General features: G+C 66.0%; 17 protein-coding genes. 9 read left to right on the top strand and 8 right to left on the bottom strand.

What is annotated here, in order from left to right; translation table 11 throughout:
- The 4 genes from LPW26_RS07520 to LPW26_RS07535 form a co-directional block, all read right to left on the bottom strand.
- Positions 1-1,920, bottom strand: a 1,920-nt coding sequence (locus LPW26_RS07520) for a patatin-like phospholipase family protein (protein WP_238733941.1), incomplete at its 3' end; no start/stop codon positions are given.
- A gap of 135 nt (positions 1,921-2,055) precedes the next feature.
- Positions 2,056-2,868 carry a hypothetical protein gene (locus LPW26_RS07525; protein ID WP_238733942.1) on the bottom strand — a complete coding sequence of 271 codons (813 nt, stop codon included), beginning with the start codon at positions 2,866-2,868 and terminating at the stop codon, positions 2,056-2,058.
- Between the two features lie 331 nt (positions 2,869-3,199).
- Positions 3,200-5,203 carry an SGNH/GDSL hydrolase family protein gene (locus LPW26_RS07530; RefSeq protein WP_238733943.1) on the bottom strand — a complete coding sequence of 668 codons (2,004 nt, stop codon included), beginning with the start codon at positions 5,201-5,203 and terminating at the stop codon, positions 3,200-3,202.
- An 89-nt stretch (positions 5,204-5,292) separates the two neighbouring features.
- Positions 5,293-6,354, bottom strand: a complete 1,062-nt coding sequence (locus LPW26_RS07535; RefSeq protein WP_238733945.1) for a putative bifunctional lysylphosphatidylglycerol flippase/synthetase — start codon at positions 6,352-6,354, stop codon at positions 5,293-5,295.
- A 398-nt stretch (positions 6,355-6,752) separates the two neighbouring features.
- On the opposite strand from LPW26_RS07535, the gene LPW26_RS07540 reads away from it, so the two are divergent.
- Positions 6,753-7,259 (top strand): YciE/YciF ferroxidase family protein, encoded by a 507-nt coding sequence (locus tag LPW26_RS07540; RefSeq protein ID WP_119855529.1) that lies wholly within the window; start codon positions 6,753-6,755, stop codon positions 7,257-7,259.
- A gap of 134 nt (positions 7,260-7,393) precedes the next feature.
- Here the strand turns inward: LPW26_RS07540 and LPW26_RS07545 are convergent, their stop codons facing one another.
- On the bottom strand, positions 7,394-7,834 hold the full coding sequence (locus LPW26_RS07545; protein WP_238733947.1) for a hypothetical protein: 441 nt from the start codon (positions 7,832-7,834) through the stop codon (positions 7,394-7,396).
- 162 nt (positions 7,835-7,996) lie between these two features.
- On the opposite strand from LPW26_RS07545, the gene LPW26_RS07550 reads away from it, so the two are divergent.
- From LPW26_RS07550 to LPW26_RS07570, 5 genes are all read left to right on the top strand, one after another.
- Positions 7,997-8,587, top strand: coding sequence for a hypothetical protein (locus tag LPW26_RS07550; RefSeq protein ID WP_406677223.1), 591 nt, complete (start codon positions 7,997-7,999; stop codon positions 8,585-8,587).
- A 290-nt stretch (positions 8,588-8,877) separates the two neighbouring features.
- Positions 8,878-9,429, top strand: coding sequence for an iron transporter (locus tag LPW26_RS07555; protein WP_238733951.1), 552 nt, complete (start codon positions 8,878-8,880; stop codon positions 9,427-9,429).
- A gap of 118 nt (positions 9,430-9,547) precedes the next feature.
- Positions 9,548-9,925 carry a cupredoxin domain-containing protein gene (locus LPW26_RS07560; protein ID WP_238733953.1) on the top strand — a complete coding sequence of 126 codons (378 nt, stop codon included), beginning with the start codon at positions 9,548-9,550 and terminating at the stop codon, positions 9,923-9,925.
- Between the two features lie 13 nt (positions 9,926-9,938).
- Positions 9,939-10,778 carry an FTR1 family iron permease gene (locus tag LPW26_RS07565; RefSeq protein WP_238733955.1) on the top strand — a complete coding sequence of 280 codons (840 nt, stop codon included), beginning with the start codon at positions 9,939-9,941 and terminating at the stop codon, positions 10,776-10,778.
- Entirely contained in the window at positions 10,775-12,190 is a 1,416-nt protein-coding gene (locus LPW26_RS07570; RefSeq protein ID WP_238733957.1) for a 4Fe-4S binding protein, read from the top strand. Before LPW26_RS07565 ends, LPW26_RS07570 begins: the two co-directional genes overlap by 4 nt.
- A 51-nt stretch (positions 12,191-12,241) precedes the next feature.
- Here LPW26_RS07570 and LPW26_RS07575 read toward each other — a convergent pair whose 3' ends face one another.
- Positions 12,242-12,673: a universal stress protein gene (locus LPW26_RS07575; RefSeq protein WP_238733959.1), complete on the bottom strand. Its 432-nt coding sequence runs from the start codon at positions 12,671-12,673 to the stop codon at positions 12,242-12,244.
- Between the two features lie 35 nt (positions 12,674-12,708).
- Positions 12,709-13,236 carry a SixA phosphatase family protein gene (locus LPW26_RS07580; RefSeq protein WP_238733961.1) on the bottom strand — a complete coding sequence of 176 codons (528 nt, stop codon included), beginning with the start codon at positions 13,234-13,236 and terminating at the stop codon, positions 12,709-12,711.
- A 92-nt stretch (positions 13,237-13,328) separates the two neighbouring features.
- Between LPW26_RS07580 and LPW26_RS07585 the strand changes: the two genes are divergently transcribed.
- The 3 genes from LPW26_RS07585 to LPW26_RS07595 all read left to right on the top strand — a co-directional run bounded on the left by LPW26_RS07585 (position 13,329) and on the right by LPW26_RS07595 (position 17,091).
- On the top strand, positions 13,329-14,783 hold the full coding sequence (locus LPW26_RS07585) for an NAD(P)/FAD-dependent oxidoreductase (protein WP_238733963.1): 1,455 nt from the start codon (positions 13,329-13,331) through the stop codon (positions 14,781-14,783).
- 120 nt (positions 14,784-14,903) lie between these two features.
- Positions 14,904-15,401 carry a peptide-methionine (R)-S-oxide reductase MsrB gene (gene msrB / locus LPW26_RS07590; protein WP_238733965.1) on the top strand — a complete coding sequence of 166 codons (498 nt, stop codon included), beginning with the start codon at positions 14,904-14,906 and terminating at the stop codon, positions 15,399-15,401.
- Positions 15,402-15,597: 196 nt separating this feature from the next.
- Entirely contained in the window at positions 15,598-17,091 is a 1,494-nt protein-coding gene (locus LPW26_RS07595) for a glycosyltransferase family 39 protein (RefSeq protein ID WP_238733967.1), read from the top strand.
- 12 nt (positions 17,092-17,103) lie between these two features.
- Here the strand turns inward: LPW26_RS07595 and LPW26_RS07600 are convergent, their stop codons facing one another.
- Positions 17,104-17,376, bottom strand: coding sequence for a hypothetical protein (locus tag LPW26_RS07600; protein ID WP_238733969.1), 273 nt, complete (start codon positions 17,374-17,376; stop codon positions 17,104-17,106).
- Between the last annotated feature and the right edge of the window lie 45 nt (positions 17,377-17,421).

Here is a 17,421-nt window from a genome sequence, read left to right on the forward strand (position 1 = left end):
ATCGAGCCGCCGCCGCACCAGTTCGTACAGGCCGAGATTTTCGAAATGGCCGCCATCGGAAAGCTCGAGAAACGTCGCCTTGTGGTGATGGCCGAAGCCGAGAATGCCGGAGGTCAGCCCGGGCCGGAAATAGGTCGGAACTCTCGGGCTGAAAGGCAACCGGTTCTGCGCCAGCTTCCACGGGTTGGTCACCCACAGTCCCAACCGGATGTTGAGAATGGACATCACCGCGGACAGGAAGCGGTCGCGGGTGACGCCGGTGCCGATATAGCCGGCATTGGCATTGGCCGCGGCTCCGGAGGCGGCCATCGCGGAGGCCAGCGTCAGCGGCCCCTGTAGCCTCAGGTAGTCTCGGCTGCGCATCCAGCCGGTGGTGGCGGAGCCGACTATCGCCGGCGAGATCAGGAAATTGTCGCCGCCGCGCAGAGCCACCTTGGGGTCGGGTTCGTTGACCAGGATCGCGTGGGCGTTGACGAGGTGATAGGGGCGGTCGCCGCGCTCCTCGGCGCTGCGCACGACGTCGACGATCGTCAGTGTGTCGGCGACGTCGCTTTCTCGGGCGCTGCCCTTGGCAATCGCGTCCGTCATCGGCATGAAGGTTTCCATCAGCCGGTCACGATAGAACCGGTGCAGACCGGTGGCGTTGAGGCTGCCGAGCGCTCCGATCGCTAACGCCACGACGAACAGCGATACCGCGATGGTCAGACTGGTGAGCGGTTGCTTTTGAACCAGCACATGCGCCGCCAGAAATGACAGCAGGAAGAGGCCAGCGAGAAACAGCAGCGATCCGGTGATGGCGAGAAATTGGCCGGCTACGCTCGGCAACTGACTTTTGGCCTTGAGGTAGTAGCCATACAGTGCGGTGCCGACGCCGCTCAGAAGCGACAGCAGGGTGCCGACCGAGCCTAGCGACACCAGCCAACCTTGGGCGTCTGTGTACGGCTTAAGGCCTGCGATGATCAGCGGCATAGCGCCGAGAAAGGCCGCTCCAACCGCGGGCGGGATGATCCAGCTCGATGCTCTCTCGAAGGTGCGGCGAAGGAAGTAGCTCCAATTCGCTGATCTGAAGGCTTGAGCAATCGCCACCAGGAGGGCTCCAGCCGCGACCAGCCCTTCGACGATCAGTTGTGCGCCCATTGCGGGGTGCACCTCGTCGAGCCCGGGGAGCTTCCACCAGATATGAGTTGTCGCGGCGACCACGATCGCCACCGCGCCGAGCTGAGTCGACCACTTTCGTGTGCCCTGGAGTCGGCTGAGAAATGCGAACAAAATGGTGACGGTGAAGATCAGCAGCCCGACCGCCGCCGGACCGGCCAGCAAGGCGCGGTAGGTCGGACGACAGTTCAGCAGGGCCATGCCCTGTCTCTTGAGACAATCTTCTTCGAGAGACCGAGGATTGGTCAGCGCGTTGTCAAGCAGTTCAATCCCGAGAAAAATCGCGACCAGCAGCGGCAGCCAGACCGCGAGGCTGAGCAGCACGGTGCGCACCACGGCCATGATCAGGCCGGCCAAGCCGATGTTGTCGCCCGAGGTTAGATACGAGCCGTGCTGGCGCAGGAATGCCAGGTTGGCGGTCGCCGCCTGCTGCAGCGGCGTGGCGTTGTCGGTTCGGCTTTGAAACGGAAAGCTGGTGGCGTCCGCGCCGAAGCGCGGCAGGAACCCTTTAGGATCCTTGGCCAGCGCCATCTCCTGCTCGACGCGCCGCTGACTCCAGAACCACGACAGTGCAGTGCCGATATAGCCGCCGCCCGACACCGTAGAGATGTAGTGAATGCGGGTCAGCAGTCCGCGCGACGCCAGGCTTTCGAGTACCCCGAGCGCCACCGTGGCGGCCCGGACGCCGCCGCCCGACAGCGCCAGCCCGGCTCGATAGGCCGGCGTTTGCTCCGGCCAGAGGAATGCGTCCTCCGCGGCCAGCATACCGGCTTCGTCGAGCAAAAGCGACCCGGCTGCAGGGGAGGCCTTTGCGGTCGAAGCCTGCGCTGCTGCACCCGGATCGTTCGCGCTTCGTGCGGCTGCGTCCGCCCCGATCATCATCATTGCAGATCCTCCGCGTCAACGTGGCCACGCCCAGGATTGCTCGTCGCTCCGGAAGGATCCGACGCGGCGTTCGAGGTCGTTGATGCGGATGAAGCCGCCCGGCTTCAGCGTGGCGTCGAACACCACGCAGGCCAGCCCGCCGGCGTCTGCGGCGTAGCGCTTGATCGTCACTTGCCGCTCGGCCAGCGGCTCGGCATAGGCCGTGCCGAAACCGAATTGCGCCCAGAACTGGCTGTTCTGTCCGCCCCTGACGACTTCGGGATTGAACGAGAAATCGGAGCGATTACTGCGGCGCCGGAATGAAAAGTAACCGTCGGGCGTCGCATCGTCGGTGCGCTTGCAGCCGTTATTCCGCGCCGAGTAATCGACGTGATAGGCCTTCAGCGTCTTGCCGTCGGCGGCGTCGCGGATCTCGCTGGAGTCGTGGTAGTAATCATAGGAGCGGATTCGCACGCTCTTGCCCGACGGGAAGTCGGGATACGCCTCACAGGATCCGTCATTTCGATAGCTGTCGCGTACCAGCGCCACCCGTCCGGTTTCAGTTGCCTGCGCGCCTTCGACCCCGGTCTTGATGACCAGAACGCCGCGCCGGGCCGCTTTCAACACCGGCTCGTTGGCCACGTAGGCGAACGTCACCTTGCGGGCGCGACCGTCCTGCACGTCGGCCGTGAGGCTGGCAATTGGCCACCAAGCATTGTCTCTGCGATACAACCAGGTGCCGTCATCGAGCTTTCCGGCGTTGGCGATGGCGCTGCAATCGGCGGCGGCCGTGGTGGCGGATGCGGCAAGGATCAGGCAGGCGAGCGATAGCAATTTGCGAATGCTCATGGCGTCCTCCACGTGCGACGCGCTTAGCTCCGGCAAAGAAAGTGGGTGCGTGAACGCGGCGTGTCTCGGGTGTCCGGCCGCCGGCCGGCATCTGCATCAGACGGCGAGATGGCGTTCCCAAGGCAGGTCGTAATTCACCTGCACCTCCAGCCTTGCCGCTACAGCGGCGCAATCTTTTGAACTAATCGTTTACTTGCAATAACAAGTCTTCAAATACACGTGTGAGCACCTCGGACCCGAGAGATCTCACGATCCGACTATAGCACTGGTCGCGCCGCTGTCCACCGCCGCTGAAAGAATTGCGGCGGCCTTCGCGTGTGACGTAGCTAACTCAGCGCACTGCGCCGGGCGGCGGCAGCGGCTGGCTGGTGACGTCGGGGGCGGACTGCAGCGACAGCACGGATTCGGCGGCCGGCACTGCGGCGTCGGCCATCGCGGCGTGGCCTTCTGCGGACGGATGGATCGCGCCGCCATAGACGGCCGACACCACGCCCCAGGTGGCGTCGTGGATGTCGGCGGGCTGGATCGCGGCGGGCAAACCTTGGGGAAACGTCATCGCGGCGAAGTAACTGTCGTTGGCGTCGCGGATCCAGCGCGCGCGCGGCAAGTACGCGCGGAAATTGCTGGCGCCCGCACCGCAGGCCATCGGCGAGTTGGCGGCGGCGACGATGTCGCTGGTGAAGCTGTCGCCGCGCGGCGAGAAGCAGGCGCGGTCGAATTCCGGATCGGTCTCGGCGCGGGCGCAGAAGCCGTGATTGGCGAAGGTCCGCTGATGCGCGTCGACGAAGGTCATGGCGTCGGCGGATGGATTGCGGCACAGCACGCCGCCGGTGCATTGCGCCAGATCCTTCAGCCGCGGCAGGAATTCATTGTCGACGAACGATGCGACCGCGGCGAGCCGGTTCGGATCCGCGCTGAACGAGGGGTGCACGTCGAAGCCGCCGGGGCCGCCGGGGCAGGGGACGCCGCGGCTCGCCAGCGCCGGATTGGCGTAGGTGACGTAGACGACGCGCGACATGTCGTCGACCAGGCCCTTCAGCGTCTCGCGCAGCTTGGCGAAGTTCTGCGGCAGTTGCCGCTGCAGCGCGCTGCGGGATTCCTCGATCGAGCCGATCACGCCAGAGCGGCGGAAGATGCCGCGCTCGGTCGGGCTGTCGACGATGACGTCGGCGACCAGGCCGGAGAAGTTGATGTCGTTGGCGCCGACCGACAGCAGCACCAGATCGAGCCCGCGCTGCGGCTGGCGCTTGCGCGCCGCGGCGACCGCCTCGCGCAGTTCGGCGATCTGGCCGTTGACGTTGCTCGGACAGTTGGTCCCCGATTTGGTGCGGAAGCACTCGCGCGGCCGCTGCGACCCGAACAGGCCGTCTGGAATGGTGGCGCCGGTGCAGGCCAGCGGCAGATAGGTGACGGCGATGTGCGGATGGCGGGCCGCCAGCGCCAGCGCGGTGCGGGTCTGGTAGCTATACAGCGAGCGATGGCAGGCGGCGTTGAACCAGGTCGCCGAATATCGCTGCCAGTTCGCCAGCGTGTCGGGCGCCTCGCAGGCGCGGCCGCCCTTGAAGCCGGCGCGGCTCGGTCGATAGAATTGCCCGGCGGTGGCCCCGACATTGCTGATGCCGAGATAGGAGCGATAGCAGAAGCCGTCGTCCGACAGCGCGACCGGCCGATCGGGATTGCCTTCGCCCGAGGCGATCGAGTCGCCGAGGCCGGCGATGAAGAAATCGCGCACCATGATCTCGGTCGCCACGCGCTGCGGCGCGTCGGCGCCGCTGGTGACGTCGACGGTGGCGACCGTCGGCTTGCCGTAGCGGGCGCGGAAGTTGATCGGTTCGGCGCAGTCCTGGGTGGCGTTGCGCGGGCCGTCGCCGTCGTCGAAGGTCCAGGCGCAGATCGCGCCGACCGGGATCGCGCCGCCGAGCCGCACCGTCACCGGATGCTCGGTCGGGGTCAGGTAGCTTTCCTTGACGCCGTCACGGGTGCAGGGCTCGCTGACCCGGCCGGTCAGATCGATGCACAGCCGGTTGACCACATTGCGAGCCCAGCCGCGGCCTTCGCTCTGCATCCCGAGCGCCTGCTCGGACGCCAGCACGGTCAGCCCGTTCAGCGCCTCGGCCTGTTCGCGAAAATCCCGTTCCTCCCGGAACAGCCGGAAACGATTGCGGACCTCCCAGACGATCTGCATCGAGCCGTCGGTGACCGGTACGGCGGCGGCCGGCGGTGTCGCACCCGGGACGGCCGGCGGCGGCAGCGGGGTTTGCGCCGAAGCCGGGAGCGGCTGTGCGAAAAACAGGGCGGCCAGCGTCAGCAACGCCAGCGACCGAAACGAGGACATCACGGTGATCATGAGGCGATTGACGCTTCCGATAAGGCGGAAATATGAGCGTTACCATCGCGCTGAGAAAAGCCGCTCCGCCTTGTCTCTCAGCGCTTCTGCGAGTGCTGCGCGACCTGGCGGACCGGGGCTGTGGCGGTCAGCGGATCGCCATGGGCGGCCCGCTTTTCCTGCCACGGCTTGACCACGCTGAGCCACAGTTCGCGCAGGCCCATGATCGATATCGCAATGCCGAACGGCAGCAGGAAGTACAGCACGCGATAGATCAGCAGCGTCGCGATGATGTCTTCGCGGGCGAACATCGGCAGCGCCACCAGCATGGCGGCGTCGAACACGCCGAGCGAGCCAGGCGCGTGACTGGCGAAGCCCAGCAGGGTGGCGAGGATGAACACCACCGCCAGCGAAACGTAGTCGATATACGGCTCGGACGGCATCAGCAGATACATCGCCAGCGCGCAGAAGCCGAGGTCGACGACGCCGATCAGCACCTGCACCAGCGTGAGCTTGGCCGACGGCAGCACCACCTTCCAGCCGTTCTGGCCGAGCTCGCGGCGCTTCTTGCCGCTCGCCAGCCAGACGAAATAGGCCGCAATGCCGGCGAGGCAGGCGAGGCCGATCAGCTGATTGACGCGGTCCGGCAGCAGATCCATGGCGCTGGCCGCGGCCGGGTGCCAGATCATGCCGATGCCGAGCACGAACAGATTGCCGAGCCAGAAGGTGAGGCCGGAGATGAAGCAGATCTTGGCGACGTCGATCGCCGACAGCCCGTAGTCCGAATAGATCCGGAACCGGATCGCGCCGCCGGTGAACACGGTGGCGCCGAGATTGTGGCCGATCACGTAGGAGCTGAAGGCCGACAGCGCCGCGATGCGATACGGGACGTGCAGCTTGCCGATCGTGCGCAGGGCGAAGAAATCGTAGAAGGTCAGTGTGCAGAACGCGCCGATGACACACAGCGCCGCCAGCCCGATCTGGGCCGGGCTCTTGTCGGTCAGCGCCGTCAGAATGACGTTGTGATCGACTCCCTTCAGGGTGCGGATCAGCGAGGTGATCGCAAAGCCGATAATCAGGATGCTGGCGACGATGCCGAGCCGTTTCCAGCCGACATAGGTCTTGAAGACACGCCCCAGCGCGCTCAGCAGTCGATGCATTCGTCCTCCCGGCGGGGCGGCAACGCGACGGGAGCCGGCTGCGGCACGGCCTGACACTCGGCACCCGACAAACTCATCCGCGAAAATCCTTAGGGCATAATCGGCCCGCGACGCAATCGGGCCGACGCCGTTTGGAAACCCATCCATGGAGCGGCGGATGTCACTGGCCCTTGACGTGGCGCAAAGGAGCTAGTCGGCCGCGGCATGGCGGCCCTCGGCGTCGGACAGCTCTCACCTGCCGGTCAGATATAGGGCGGACCAGGCGGCGGCGCCATTGTCTCGTGGGGCTCGGCGAAAACCCGGAACGGGTCTCTGTCTGTCTGGTTAACCCGGCACCCGGGGAACGCCGGCTGCGGCTAGGCAGCCTCGGACATCCAAAACCCCAGAGAGGCCATGCAATGGGACTTTTTACCAAAGACATCAAGACCATGGACGATCTGTTCGTGCATCAGCTGCAGGACATTTATTACGCCGAGCAACAACTCGTGAAGGCGCTGCCGAAGATGGCCGACAAGGCCACCGATCCGATGCTGAAGCAGGGGTTCATGACCCATCTCGAGGAAACCCGCGGGCACGTCAAACGGCTGGAGCAGGTCTTCGAAATGCACGGCGCCAAGGTCAAGGCGGTCAACTGTCCGGCGATCGACGGCATCATCGAAGAGGCCGAGGAAACTGCCGGTGAGGTCGAGGACAAGACCGTGCTGGACGCGGCGCTGATCAACGCCGCGCAGGCCGCCGAGCACTACGAGATCGTCCGTTACGGCAGCCTTGTGGCGTGGGCGAAGCGGCTGGGCCGCAACGATTGCGCCGCCGTGCTGCAGAAAACGCTCGACGAAGAAAAGGCCACCGACAAGAAGCTGACCACCCTCGCGGAGACATCGATCAACATCCGCGCCGCCAGCTGACCTAACAGCGGCTGATAGCATGAGGCTAAACGCCGCGCAGGCACCTGCGCGGCGTTTGTCATGCCGACGTCACGAGAACTACGCGAGGCCGACTACCTCAGAGTTGTATTGTTTGACGGCCGGGTGACAGGCGCTTAGTTGCGGCGCAAGGCGAAGTGTGCGCCGCAGAACGCCATCGCGGCTCCGAGCAGAAGCGTCGCCAGACCGGCGACCACGCCTGCCGTGCTCGGCCCGGCGGAGGGTGCGGAGGCTGCCTGTCCGGCGGCGGCCAGCACCAGTACACCAATGGCGATCAGGAATTGTCGCATCCGCGGCGGGATCTGCCCGGCGGCGGCGCGATGCATCAGTGTCGCGGTGAAGTAGCCGCCGGCGAAGCCCGCCGTTGCCACCAGCCACCACGCCAATGCCGCCCGGGCCGGCATGAATTCGGCGAGGTCGCTCCGCCACAGCCCGCCAAGATCCAGCCCCAGGCGTTGCCCCAGCATGTGCAGCGCCAGCGCCAGCAGCACGCCGCTCACCAGAGCGCCGGCGAAGATCAAATGACGGGCGAAATAGGCGGTCTCGGGTCTGGGCATGGCGCTCGGCGGCGGAGGGGCTGCACAGAGTTGTAGGAAACGGAGATGCTGTCGGCAAGCGACGACGGGGGTGGGGCCAGCAACAGTGGGCCAAACAGGCGGATCGACGCATTGCAAGGGGGCGTGGACTGCGGCAATGACGCGGAGAGCACGGAGGGGCGAGTGGCAAGGGCGGATCCGAAGACTGGCGTGAAGCCGGGGGCCTACGCTTTCAAAGCGTCCCTGATCGGCGCGGCGCAGCAGTTCGAACTTACCGATGACGGCCTGCTGTGGCGGGTCGGCCCGAAATCCGGGCTATGGCCCTACGCCAGCATCAAGCAAGTGCGGCTCAGCTTCCGGCCGGTGTCGATGCAATCGCAGCGCTACCGGGCGGACCTCGAGGACAACAATGGCGCGCGGGTGCGGATCCTGTCGACGACCTGGCAGACCGTGGCGCTGATGGCGCCGCAAAACGACGCCTACAGGGCGTTCATTCTGGAGTTGCACCGACGGATGCTGGCGGCCGGTAGCCGCGCCGAACTGATCGGCGGACTGCGTCCGGCCATCCACACCGCCGCGCTGGTGATCGTTGCGCTGGTGGCCGCGGCAATGACCGGGCTGCTCGCCCGCGCGGTCGCGACTGGCTCCTGGCCGGGCGCTTTGTTTATCGCGGGCTTCGCCGCCTTGTTCGGCTGGCAGATCGGCGGCTTCATCCGCCGCAACCGCCCACGGCGCTACGATTTCGACGATGTACCAAAGGATCTGCTGCCGTAGGCCGGGCCACAGTGGTGCGCTGCGTGGACAAGACGTGTCCGATGACCATCGCAGGCGCGCGTCCGGCGCCAAATGACCACCTTCCACATTTCGGCTATTTCGTAACGACGGTGTGTTCGCTTCTGCTGGGCGGTATTCGTACTATCATTCGCAATAACCCTTCTAAATGCGTCGCGGGATCAAAAGCGTTCGCTGGTCCGTCTTGCTAGTTAGTCTCTGTTTCACAATGGGGACGACCGATGAACGTCAGGGCGAACAGATCCATTCACCGTGCGTGGCGCTGCGGTAACATGCACAAATTGATTTCTGCGACGCTCGGACTGGCGCTTGCTGCTGTCGCCACGGCGGCGGTCGCGAAGGAATACCCGATCGGCAAGCCGCATAGGCTAGAAGCGGTCGGTCTGGATGTGGCCGCGGTGTATCTGCAGCCGATCGACATGGAGCCGCCCGGCATGATGCGGGCCGCCAAGGACTCCGACATCCACCTCGAAGCCGACATCAAGGCGCTGAAGTCCAACAAGAACGGTTACGCCGAAGGCGACTGGGTCGGCTATCTCAAGGTCACCTACGAGCTGATCAAGGACGGCGATCCGGACATCATCAAGGGCGACGCAATGCCGATGGTCGCCAGCGACGGGCCGCACTACGGCGACAACGTCAAGCTCAAGGGGCCCGGCAAGTACAAGCTGAAATTCACGGTGTCGCCGCCGGGCGACGACAAGCATGCCGGCCATTTCGGTCGCCACGTCGACAAGGAAACCGGCGTGCAGCCGTGGTTCAACACCTTCACGGTGGACTACGACTTCACCTTTGCCGGCGTGGGCAAGAAGGGCGCTTACTGACGAGAGCGCAGGGGCGTGCCGCCGGAGCGGCGCGCCCTCCTCGTGTTGGCGGGGTGCCGTCCTTGCAGCCGTCTTTTGGGCGGCTCGCGTTATTTACAGACAAGTTGAGGCGTGTGCGATGAGGCCGTTTGGAATCGATGTCGGTGCGGCGGTCGCCGGGCGCGGTCTGTCGCTGTTGGCGCTGCTCGCTGGGCTGCTGGCCTGGCCGATCGCCGGCGCGCATGCCGACGACGAGCCGACCTTCAGGATCGAGTTCAACGACGGCAAGGTCTCGCCGCAGCGGATCGAAGTGCCGGCCCTGACAAGGTTCAAACTCGACCTGCACAATCTGGGTCGTGAGCCGGCCGAGTTCGAGAGCAAGGAACTGCGCAAGGAAAAGGTGCTGGCCCCGGGGTCGAGCTCGATCCTGGTGATCAGGACGCTCGATCCCGGCGAGTATCCGTTCTTCGACGACTTTCATCTCGACGCACCGCCTGCCGTGTTGATCGCCAAATGAAACGGAGCGGGCGGTGAGTAATCAATCCTGGAACGTGGCATTCGTGATCTGGCGCGAAAGCGTCGAAGCGCTGCTGATCATCGGGATCCTCAACGCCTGGCTGGCGCAGCAGCCGCGGGCCCATGCGGTCCGCGGCCGGATCTATCTGTGGTCGGGCGTTGTCGCCGGCCTGGTGGCGGCAGTGGCGTTCGGTGCGCTGCTGATCGGGTTCGGCGAGACGCTGTCGGACGATGTGCTGCAGGCCTATCAGACCGCTGCGGTGCTGATCGCCGCCGCGCTGATCGTCCAGATGGTGTTCTGGATGCGCGCGCACGGCGGGTCGCTGAAGCGCGAGCTGGAGACCTCGCTGCAACGGGCGGCCGACCGGGCGAACTGGTGGGGCGTGTTCGTGCTGGCGCTGATCGCGGTGGCGCGGGAGGGCAGCGAGACCGTGGTGTTCCTCTACGGAACGCTGGCGTGGGCCCGTTCGGACCAACTGATGACGCTGATTCCGGTGGCGCTGTTCGGCTTCGGCCTCGCGATCGTCACCTACTATCTGCTGCAGGTCGGCAGCCGACTGATCTCGTGGCGGATCTTCTTTCGGACGACCGAGATCATGCTGCTGTTTCTGGCGGCGTCATTGCTGGTCACCGGCGTCGACAATCTCGTCGGCCTCGGTGTGCTGCCGTCCTTGTCGGGGCGGCTGTGGGACTCCTCGGCGCTTCTGTCCGATAGCGGCGGCGCTGGCGGGATCATCGGGGCTCTGACCGGCTATCGGGCCCGACCCGACCTTGTTCATGTGCTGGTGTATGGACTGTATTGGGGGCTGATGTGCCTGATTCTGTTTTGGCCGCGTCGCGGCAAGGCAGCTTGAGGTCGTTCACGCCCAAGTGGCGGCGCGCCTCGGCCAGCGATCTCGACGCCGGTCTTGCGGCGCTCGGCGACTGGCTGGGCCGCCACCGCCGTGCTGTCGCCGTCGTGCAATGGGCCGTGGTGCTGATCTATCTCGCGTTGCTGATCGTTCCGCCGCTGCTGCCGATGCCGGAACAGACCGCGCGGATCTGGAGCAACCTCACGCTGGCGGCGCAGTTCGCGTTCTGGGGCATCTGGTGGCCATTCGTGCTGCTCAGCATGGTGCTGTTCGGCCGGTTGTGGTGCGGCGTGCTGTGTCCGGAAGGCTCGCTGAGCGAGACCATCAGCGCCCGCAGCCGGGGATACGCCGTGCCCGGGTGGATCACATGGAAGGGCTGGCCGTTCGTCGCGTTCTCGCTCACCACGATCTACGGCCAGATGATCAGCGTCTATCAATATCCGCAGGCGGCGCTGGTGCTGCTCGGCGGCTCCACGGTGGGCGCGGTCGTGATCGGCTGGTTCTACGGCCGCAACAAGCGGGTCTGGTGTCGCTATCTGTGCCCGGTCTCGCGGGTGTTCGGGGTGTTGGCGAAGCTCGCGCCGCTACACTACCGGGTCGATCTGAATTCCTGGCAATCATGGCAGAAGCCGCGCGGGGGCGCGCCGGCGCGGGTCGATTGCGCGCCGCTGGTTGCGATCGGCACCATGAAGGGCAGCGCCGCCTGCCACATGTGCGGACGTTGCAGCGGCTTCCGCGGTGCCGTGACGCTGGCGCGCCGCTCGCCCAATCATGAGATCGTCAACGTCGCCGGATCCGAGACCAATGCGGTCGAGACGCTCGTCATCCTGTTCGGATTGCTCGGCCTGGCGGCCGGCGCTTTTCATTGGGGCTCCAGCTCGATCTACATCGCGGCAAAACAATTTTCCGCCGAATGGCTGATCGAGCACCGGCTGATGTGGCCGCTGGAAGCAACGGCGCCGTGGTGGATTTTCACCAACTATCCAGATCAGAGCGACGTCATGACGCTGCTCGATGGCGCCGTGCTGATCGGCTATCTGCTGCTGTTCGCCGCGCTCGTCGGCATCGGCGTCGGCGGCGGCGTTGCGGTCGCGACGCGGTGGCTCGGGGCATGGTCGCCCGCGCGTTTCCATCACATGGTGCAGAGCCTGATCCCGCTCGCCGGCTGCGGTGTATTTCTGGGACTGTCGATGACGACGGTGACGCTGCTCGGCCAGAACGGCATCTTCCTGGATTTCGTTGCGGGTCTGCGGGCGACGATGCTGATCGGCGCCGCTGCCTGGTCGCTCTGGCTCGGCTGGCGGATCGCGGGCATCTATGCCGGCGGGCGCCGGCGCGTCGCCGCTATGCTGCCCTTGGCCATCGGCGTCACCGCCGCTGCGGCGGTGTGGGCGTCGCTGTTCTGGCGCCTTTAGTCGCACGTCTCCGCGCCGTGTCGGCCGCCGCGGTCACGCCCCGCTGCTTCGTCACGCGGTATTTCGCACCACCAGCACCGAGCAGGGCGCGTAGCGGACGACGTGGCCCGCGTTGGAGCCGAGGAAGTAGCTGCGCATGGCCGGGCGGTGCGAACTCATCACGATCAGATCGGCGCCGATCGCGGTCACCTCTTCGATGATCTCGTGATAGATGCCGCCCTGGCGCACCGCCGTGGAAAGCCGCGACGACTCGATGCCGGAGGTGGCCGCCACCTCGGCGAGTGCGGCTTCGGCATCGCTGCGCTGCTGATCGTCGAAATCCGCCGGGACGTATTCGGCGAGTACCACGGGGGTCAGCGAGATCACGTGAAGCAGCCGCACCGTGCCGTCGTAGGTGTGGGCCAGCGTCGCGGCCGTATCGATCGCTTTCTTCGCCAGCGCGGTGTCGGCAAGATCGATCGGCACCAGAATTCGTTTGAACATCGGCGGCCTCCCTCACCAACAGCGCGCCAAGAAAGCTAACTGGCCTCGCGCAAAATCTTCGGGCTGACGAAATGCTGCAGCTTGCCGGTGCCGAAGCGGGCATCGGCCCAGTCGGCGATCGGGAAGTCGATCACGGCGATCGCGCTGGTCGGCATGTTGCCGGACAGCATCCGGCGGTCGCCCTCGTTCGTCCCGCAGGTCAGGCCGAGCGCGAGTTCCTGCAGGCCGGGATTGTGTCCGACCAGCATCAGACGGTTGATGCCGGCCGAAACCTCGTGCACCGCGGCGAGCAACTGCGCGGCGCTGGCGCTGTATAATTCCGGCAAGTGTTCGACCTGCGGTTCCGCGCCAGGAAACAACTCGGACAGGATGTCCCAGGTCTGCCGCGTCCGGGTCGCGGTCGACACCAGCACCTGGTCCGGCACCAGCTGTTGCTCCGCCAGCCACTCCGCCATTGCGGCCGCATCGGCCCGGCCGCGTTCCTCGAGCCGGCGGTCGTGGTCCTTGCCGGTCGGCGCATCCGTTTCAGTCTTGGCGTGACGCAGCAGGATCAGTCGGCGCATGTGTCCCTTTCCGGCGGGCGAGCTTGCGGATTAATCGAGAAGCGCCGGGAGGACAAGGTGACAATCGCCCGGGCTATCCGTAAGAAAACGTCATGACCCCCTCCGTCACAAGTGCGACGAATGGACCGCATCCGCTCCCGACCGAGGCGGCCTCGGATCTGCATGCGCGGCTGACCTTCGACCTCGACGTCGATCTGTGCGTGGTCGGGGCCGGTCTGGCCGGTCTGTCGGTAGCGCTGGAGGCGGCGCAGCTTGGGCTCAGCGTCGCGGTGCTGGAAGCGCGACGCGTCGGCTGGGCGGCTTCGAGCGCGACGCTCGGCAGCGTGCTGCCGGGCTACGGCGTGCCGATCGGCGAGCTGATCGAGCGCGTAGGCGTCGGGCACGCCAGCGACCTGTGGGCGCTGTCGCGCGAAGGCATGGACATCGTCCGCGCGCGGGCCACCGAGGAGGCGATGCCGGGCATCGCGCTGTCGTCGGGTGCGCTCGAGGTCTCCAATGTCGATCTCGGCGACCGGCTGGTCGAGCGTCTGCAGACGCTCGGCGTTGATTTCGGCTCCGAGGTCGAAGGCTGGCAGATCGACCGTGTCCGCGAGGTGCTGCGTACGCAGCGCTATTTCCACGCCATCCATTTTCCCGGTGCGTTCCAGCTCGACGGCCGGCGCTATATCCGCGGGCTCGAGGCAATGGCGCGGCGGGCCGGGGTTCGGATCTTCGAGGATACGCCGGTGCTCGGCATCGACTCGTCGGGCATTCGCAAGCGGATCGTCACGCCGCATGCGCGGATGCGGGCGTCGGACATCGTGCTTGCCGGAAATGTCCATCTTGGCGCCGCCTCGCCGCGGCTGACGCGGACGCTGCTGCCGATGTGGCGGATGGCGGCCCTGACGGCGCCCCTCGGCGAGCGGCTGGCGGAGGCGATCGCCTTCACCGGGTCGATCGCCGACACCGATGGCGTCGATCACTACCGAATCGTCGGCGGCGACCGGCTGCTGTGGACCGGGCCGGAGACCACCTTCGATATCGCCCCTAGGCGGCTGGAAGGGCTGATCCGGCGGCGGATCGCGGCGCTGTATCCACAGCTCGGCGCGGTGGCGATCGAGCGCAGCTGGAGCGCGCCGATCGGCCAGACCGTGCACGGCATGCCGCAGATCGGCGAATTGCGGCGCGGGTTGTGGGTGGCGAGCGGGTTCGGCCGGCATGGGCTCTCCACGACGGCGATCGCCGGCCGCCTGATCGCGCAGGGCATTGTGCATGGCGATCAGCGCTGGCGGCTGTTCGATCCGTTCGAGCTGGTCTGGGCAGGCGGCAAGATCGGCCGGGTCGTGGGGCAGGGCGTCGCCATCGCGGAACGCCGCACGGCGATCGCCTCCGGCCTGCTGGCGCGCTACCGCGAACGCGCTGCCGAGCGCAGCCGGCAACGTGAGGAGCGGCGCGAAGCGGCCAATCGCAGCGTAAGGCGGGTACTGCCGGAGCAAACGCCGGCTTCGCCGACAAAGAGCGATCGCCCAGTCGAACAGCGGACCGAGGCTGGTTCCCCCTCCGCGTAACAACGCTCGCGACAATGTGAGCCTGCAGCGGGGTGTGTGTTGTAACTTCCGCGGACGTGGCTGCGCATCTGCGAACGACACACCTCCGGGCAGCAGCGCCCACCATCGACGGAGACCGCCATGATCGACCGCCGTCTGCTTCTTGCTTCCGCCGCCGTTGCGTCGGTGTTCGGCTTCCGTTGGCTGCGGCCGGAGGAGGCCCGCGCGGCCGAAAAATTCGAGATCGAGAAGACGCCGGAGGAGTGGCGGGCGCAGCTCACGCCGATGCAGTATCATATCTTGCGCGAGGAGGGCACCGAACGGCCGTTCTCCAGTCCGCTGCTGAAGGAGCACCGCAAGGGCACTTTCGCCTGCGCCGGGTGCGACCTGCCGCTGTTTGCCTCCGACACCAAATACGACAGCGGCACCGGCTGGCCGAGCTTCTGGCAGCCGCTGCCGAATGCCGTCGGCGAGCGCAAGGATTCGACGCTCGGCATGATCCGAACCGAGGTGCATTGCCGCCGCTGCGGCGGACATCTCGGCCACGTGTTCGACGACGGCCCCAAGCCGACCGGCCTGCGCTACTGCATGGACGGCTATGCGCTGACCTTCAAGCCGTCGCCGTCCAGCCCAAGCTGATACAAGACGGCGATCGACTCCGGCGCTATGACGGCGTCGGAGTGATCGGTATCGTACGCGTTGTCGGGTTCCCGTGCCGCCGGGGCTCGCCTCGGAGGTTTTCCGGAATGAAAGTCGCGGCCGCGATTGACAAGGCCGCGCCGCGTCCCCCATCAAGCCGCAACATTAACTTTTGGATATGTTGGCGGCAGGCGGAATGGATCGCACCTTATCCCGATCGGGATTCTCTGTTGGTCTGCTTGGTCTGGTCGCATTTGCGCTGCTGCTTCCGATAGGGCTGGCGGCGCTCGTTTTTCCCACGCCGCTCTACGATACCCGTGAGCTGGTTGCGTGGGGCCGCCATTTTCCGCTGGTGACGCCGGTCCATCCGCCGATGATGGTGTGGTTCGGCGGCATCGTCGACCGGCTGTTCGGTCCGTCCGGCACCGCCATCGTGGCGGCCAACCAGATCTGCCTCGCGATTGGTCTCGCTTATCTGTACGCGACGCTGCGGCTGCTGATCGAGCGCAGCATGGCGGCCTATGTGCTGGCGCTGACCGGGGCCTCGTTCTACGTGGTGTTCGCCCCGCTCTCATGGGCGCTCAACGCCGACATCCTGCAACTGATGTCGTGGCCCGCGGTGCTGTATCACTTCATGCGTGGCCGCAGCACCGATCGCTGGCTGCACTGGATTCTGTTCGGCGTCTGGACGGCGGTCGCTGCGCTGACCAAGTACAATGCGGCGGTGCTGCTGATCGGCATCGCGGTCGGCATCATCGCCGTGCCGTCGTTTCGATCCTGCCTGCGCCGACCGGGCTTGTACGTCGCCGCACTCGTCGGCGGGCTGCTGATCCTGCCGCATGTCATTGCGGCGCTACAGGTCGGAAGCACGATTCATTACGGCGAGCGGCATTTCACCGGCTTCGGTTCGATGGCGGACACCGCGCGGCGGCTCGGCTGGCTTGTCGTCGGCTATCTGCCGATCCTGCTGCCGGGCGCGGCCGTTCTGGGGATATCCGTCGCGCGGCGGATGGTGGTGTGGCGCGTACCACGTTTCGCAGCGGCCAGCGACGAGCTGAAATTCGTCGTCATCGTCAACATCGCGATGTTCGCGGTGCTGCTGGTCCTGATCGTCGGGCTGGGACTGGAGTATATCGCGCGCTACGGCGCGCCTTTCGCGGAGCTGTCGGTGCTAGCGCTGGCGCCGCTGTTCTCGTGGGCGGCGGACCGCCGCGACGCCGTGATGCGCCAGACCGTGCTGTCGCTCGGCACGTTGTACGGCGTATTGGCGGTCGCGGTGTCGGTTATCTATCTGTTCTTCGCCTCGCACAGCGGACTGCAGGAAGCGACCGCGCCGGCGGCCCGGCTGATTCTGGATGACTGGAACAGCAAGTACACATGTGGTCCGGGCTATTTCCTCGGCGATCGCCAGACGGTGTACGGCATCGGCATCGCCGCCGGCCCGGATGGCGACTCGATGACGCTGGATTTCATCCCCAAAGCCCGGTGGTTCGATCGCGCCAAGCTCGCGTCGCGGGGCGCCGTGCTGATCTACACGCTGCCGCAGGTCCCGACAGATTTTGCGGCGGCCTTTCCCGATCTGACGATGTCGGATGAGAAACGCATCAGCGTGCCGGTGCTGCGCACCCGCACCGGAAAGACCAAGGACTACTTCTATCGCCTGGTGCCGCCGAAAGATTGCGGACGCTGAACGCTCGGTCGTTCAGCGGACCAGCATCTGCCACTTCTCGGCGGCCTCGATCGCGGCAGGGCGCAAGGTGTCGGCCGGGATGCCGCGATGCAGCGCCTTGGCGTATTCGCAGACGGCCATGAAAGTCGACGCGCGCGCTTCGTCGACTTCGAACGAATGCGGCGTGCCGTCGCCCTGCACCAGCCCGACCAGCCCATTGAGGATGCCGAGCGCTCCCTTGGGATCGGCCAGCTCGGTCTGCCGTAAGCACTGCAGCACATGCTGCGCCATCTCGCCTTCGCTCATGCCTTGATCGCCCGCCGTTGAACTCTGGTCGCTTGTTACCATGAT

Source organism: Rhodopseudomonas infernalis (assembly GCF_022271405.1).
Classification (GTDB): Bacteria; Pseudomonadota; Alphaproteobacteria; order Rhizobiales; family Xanthobacteraceae; genus Rhodopseudomonas; species Rhodopseudomonas infernalis.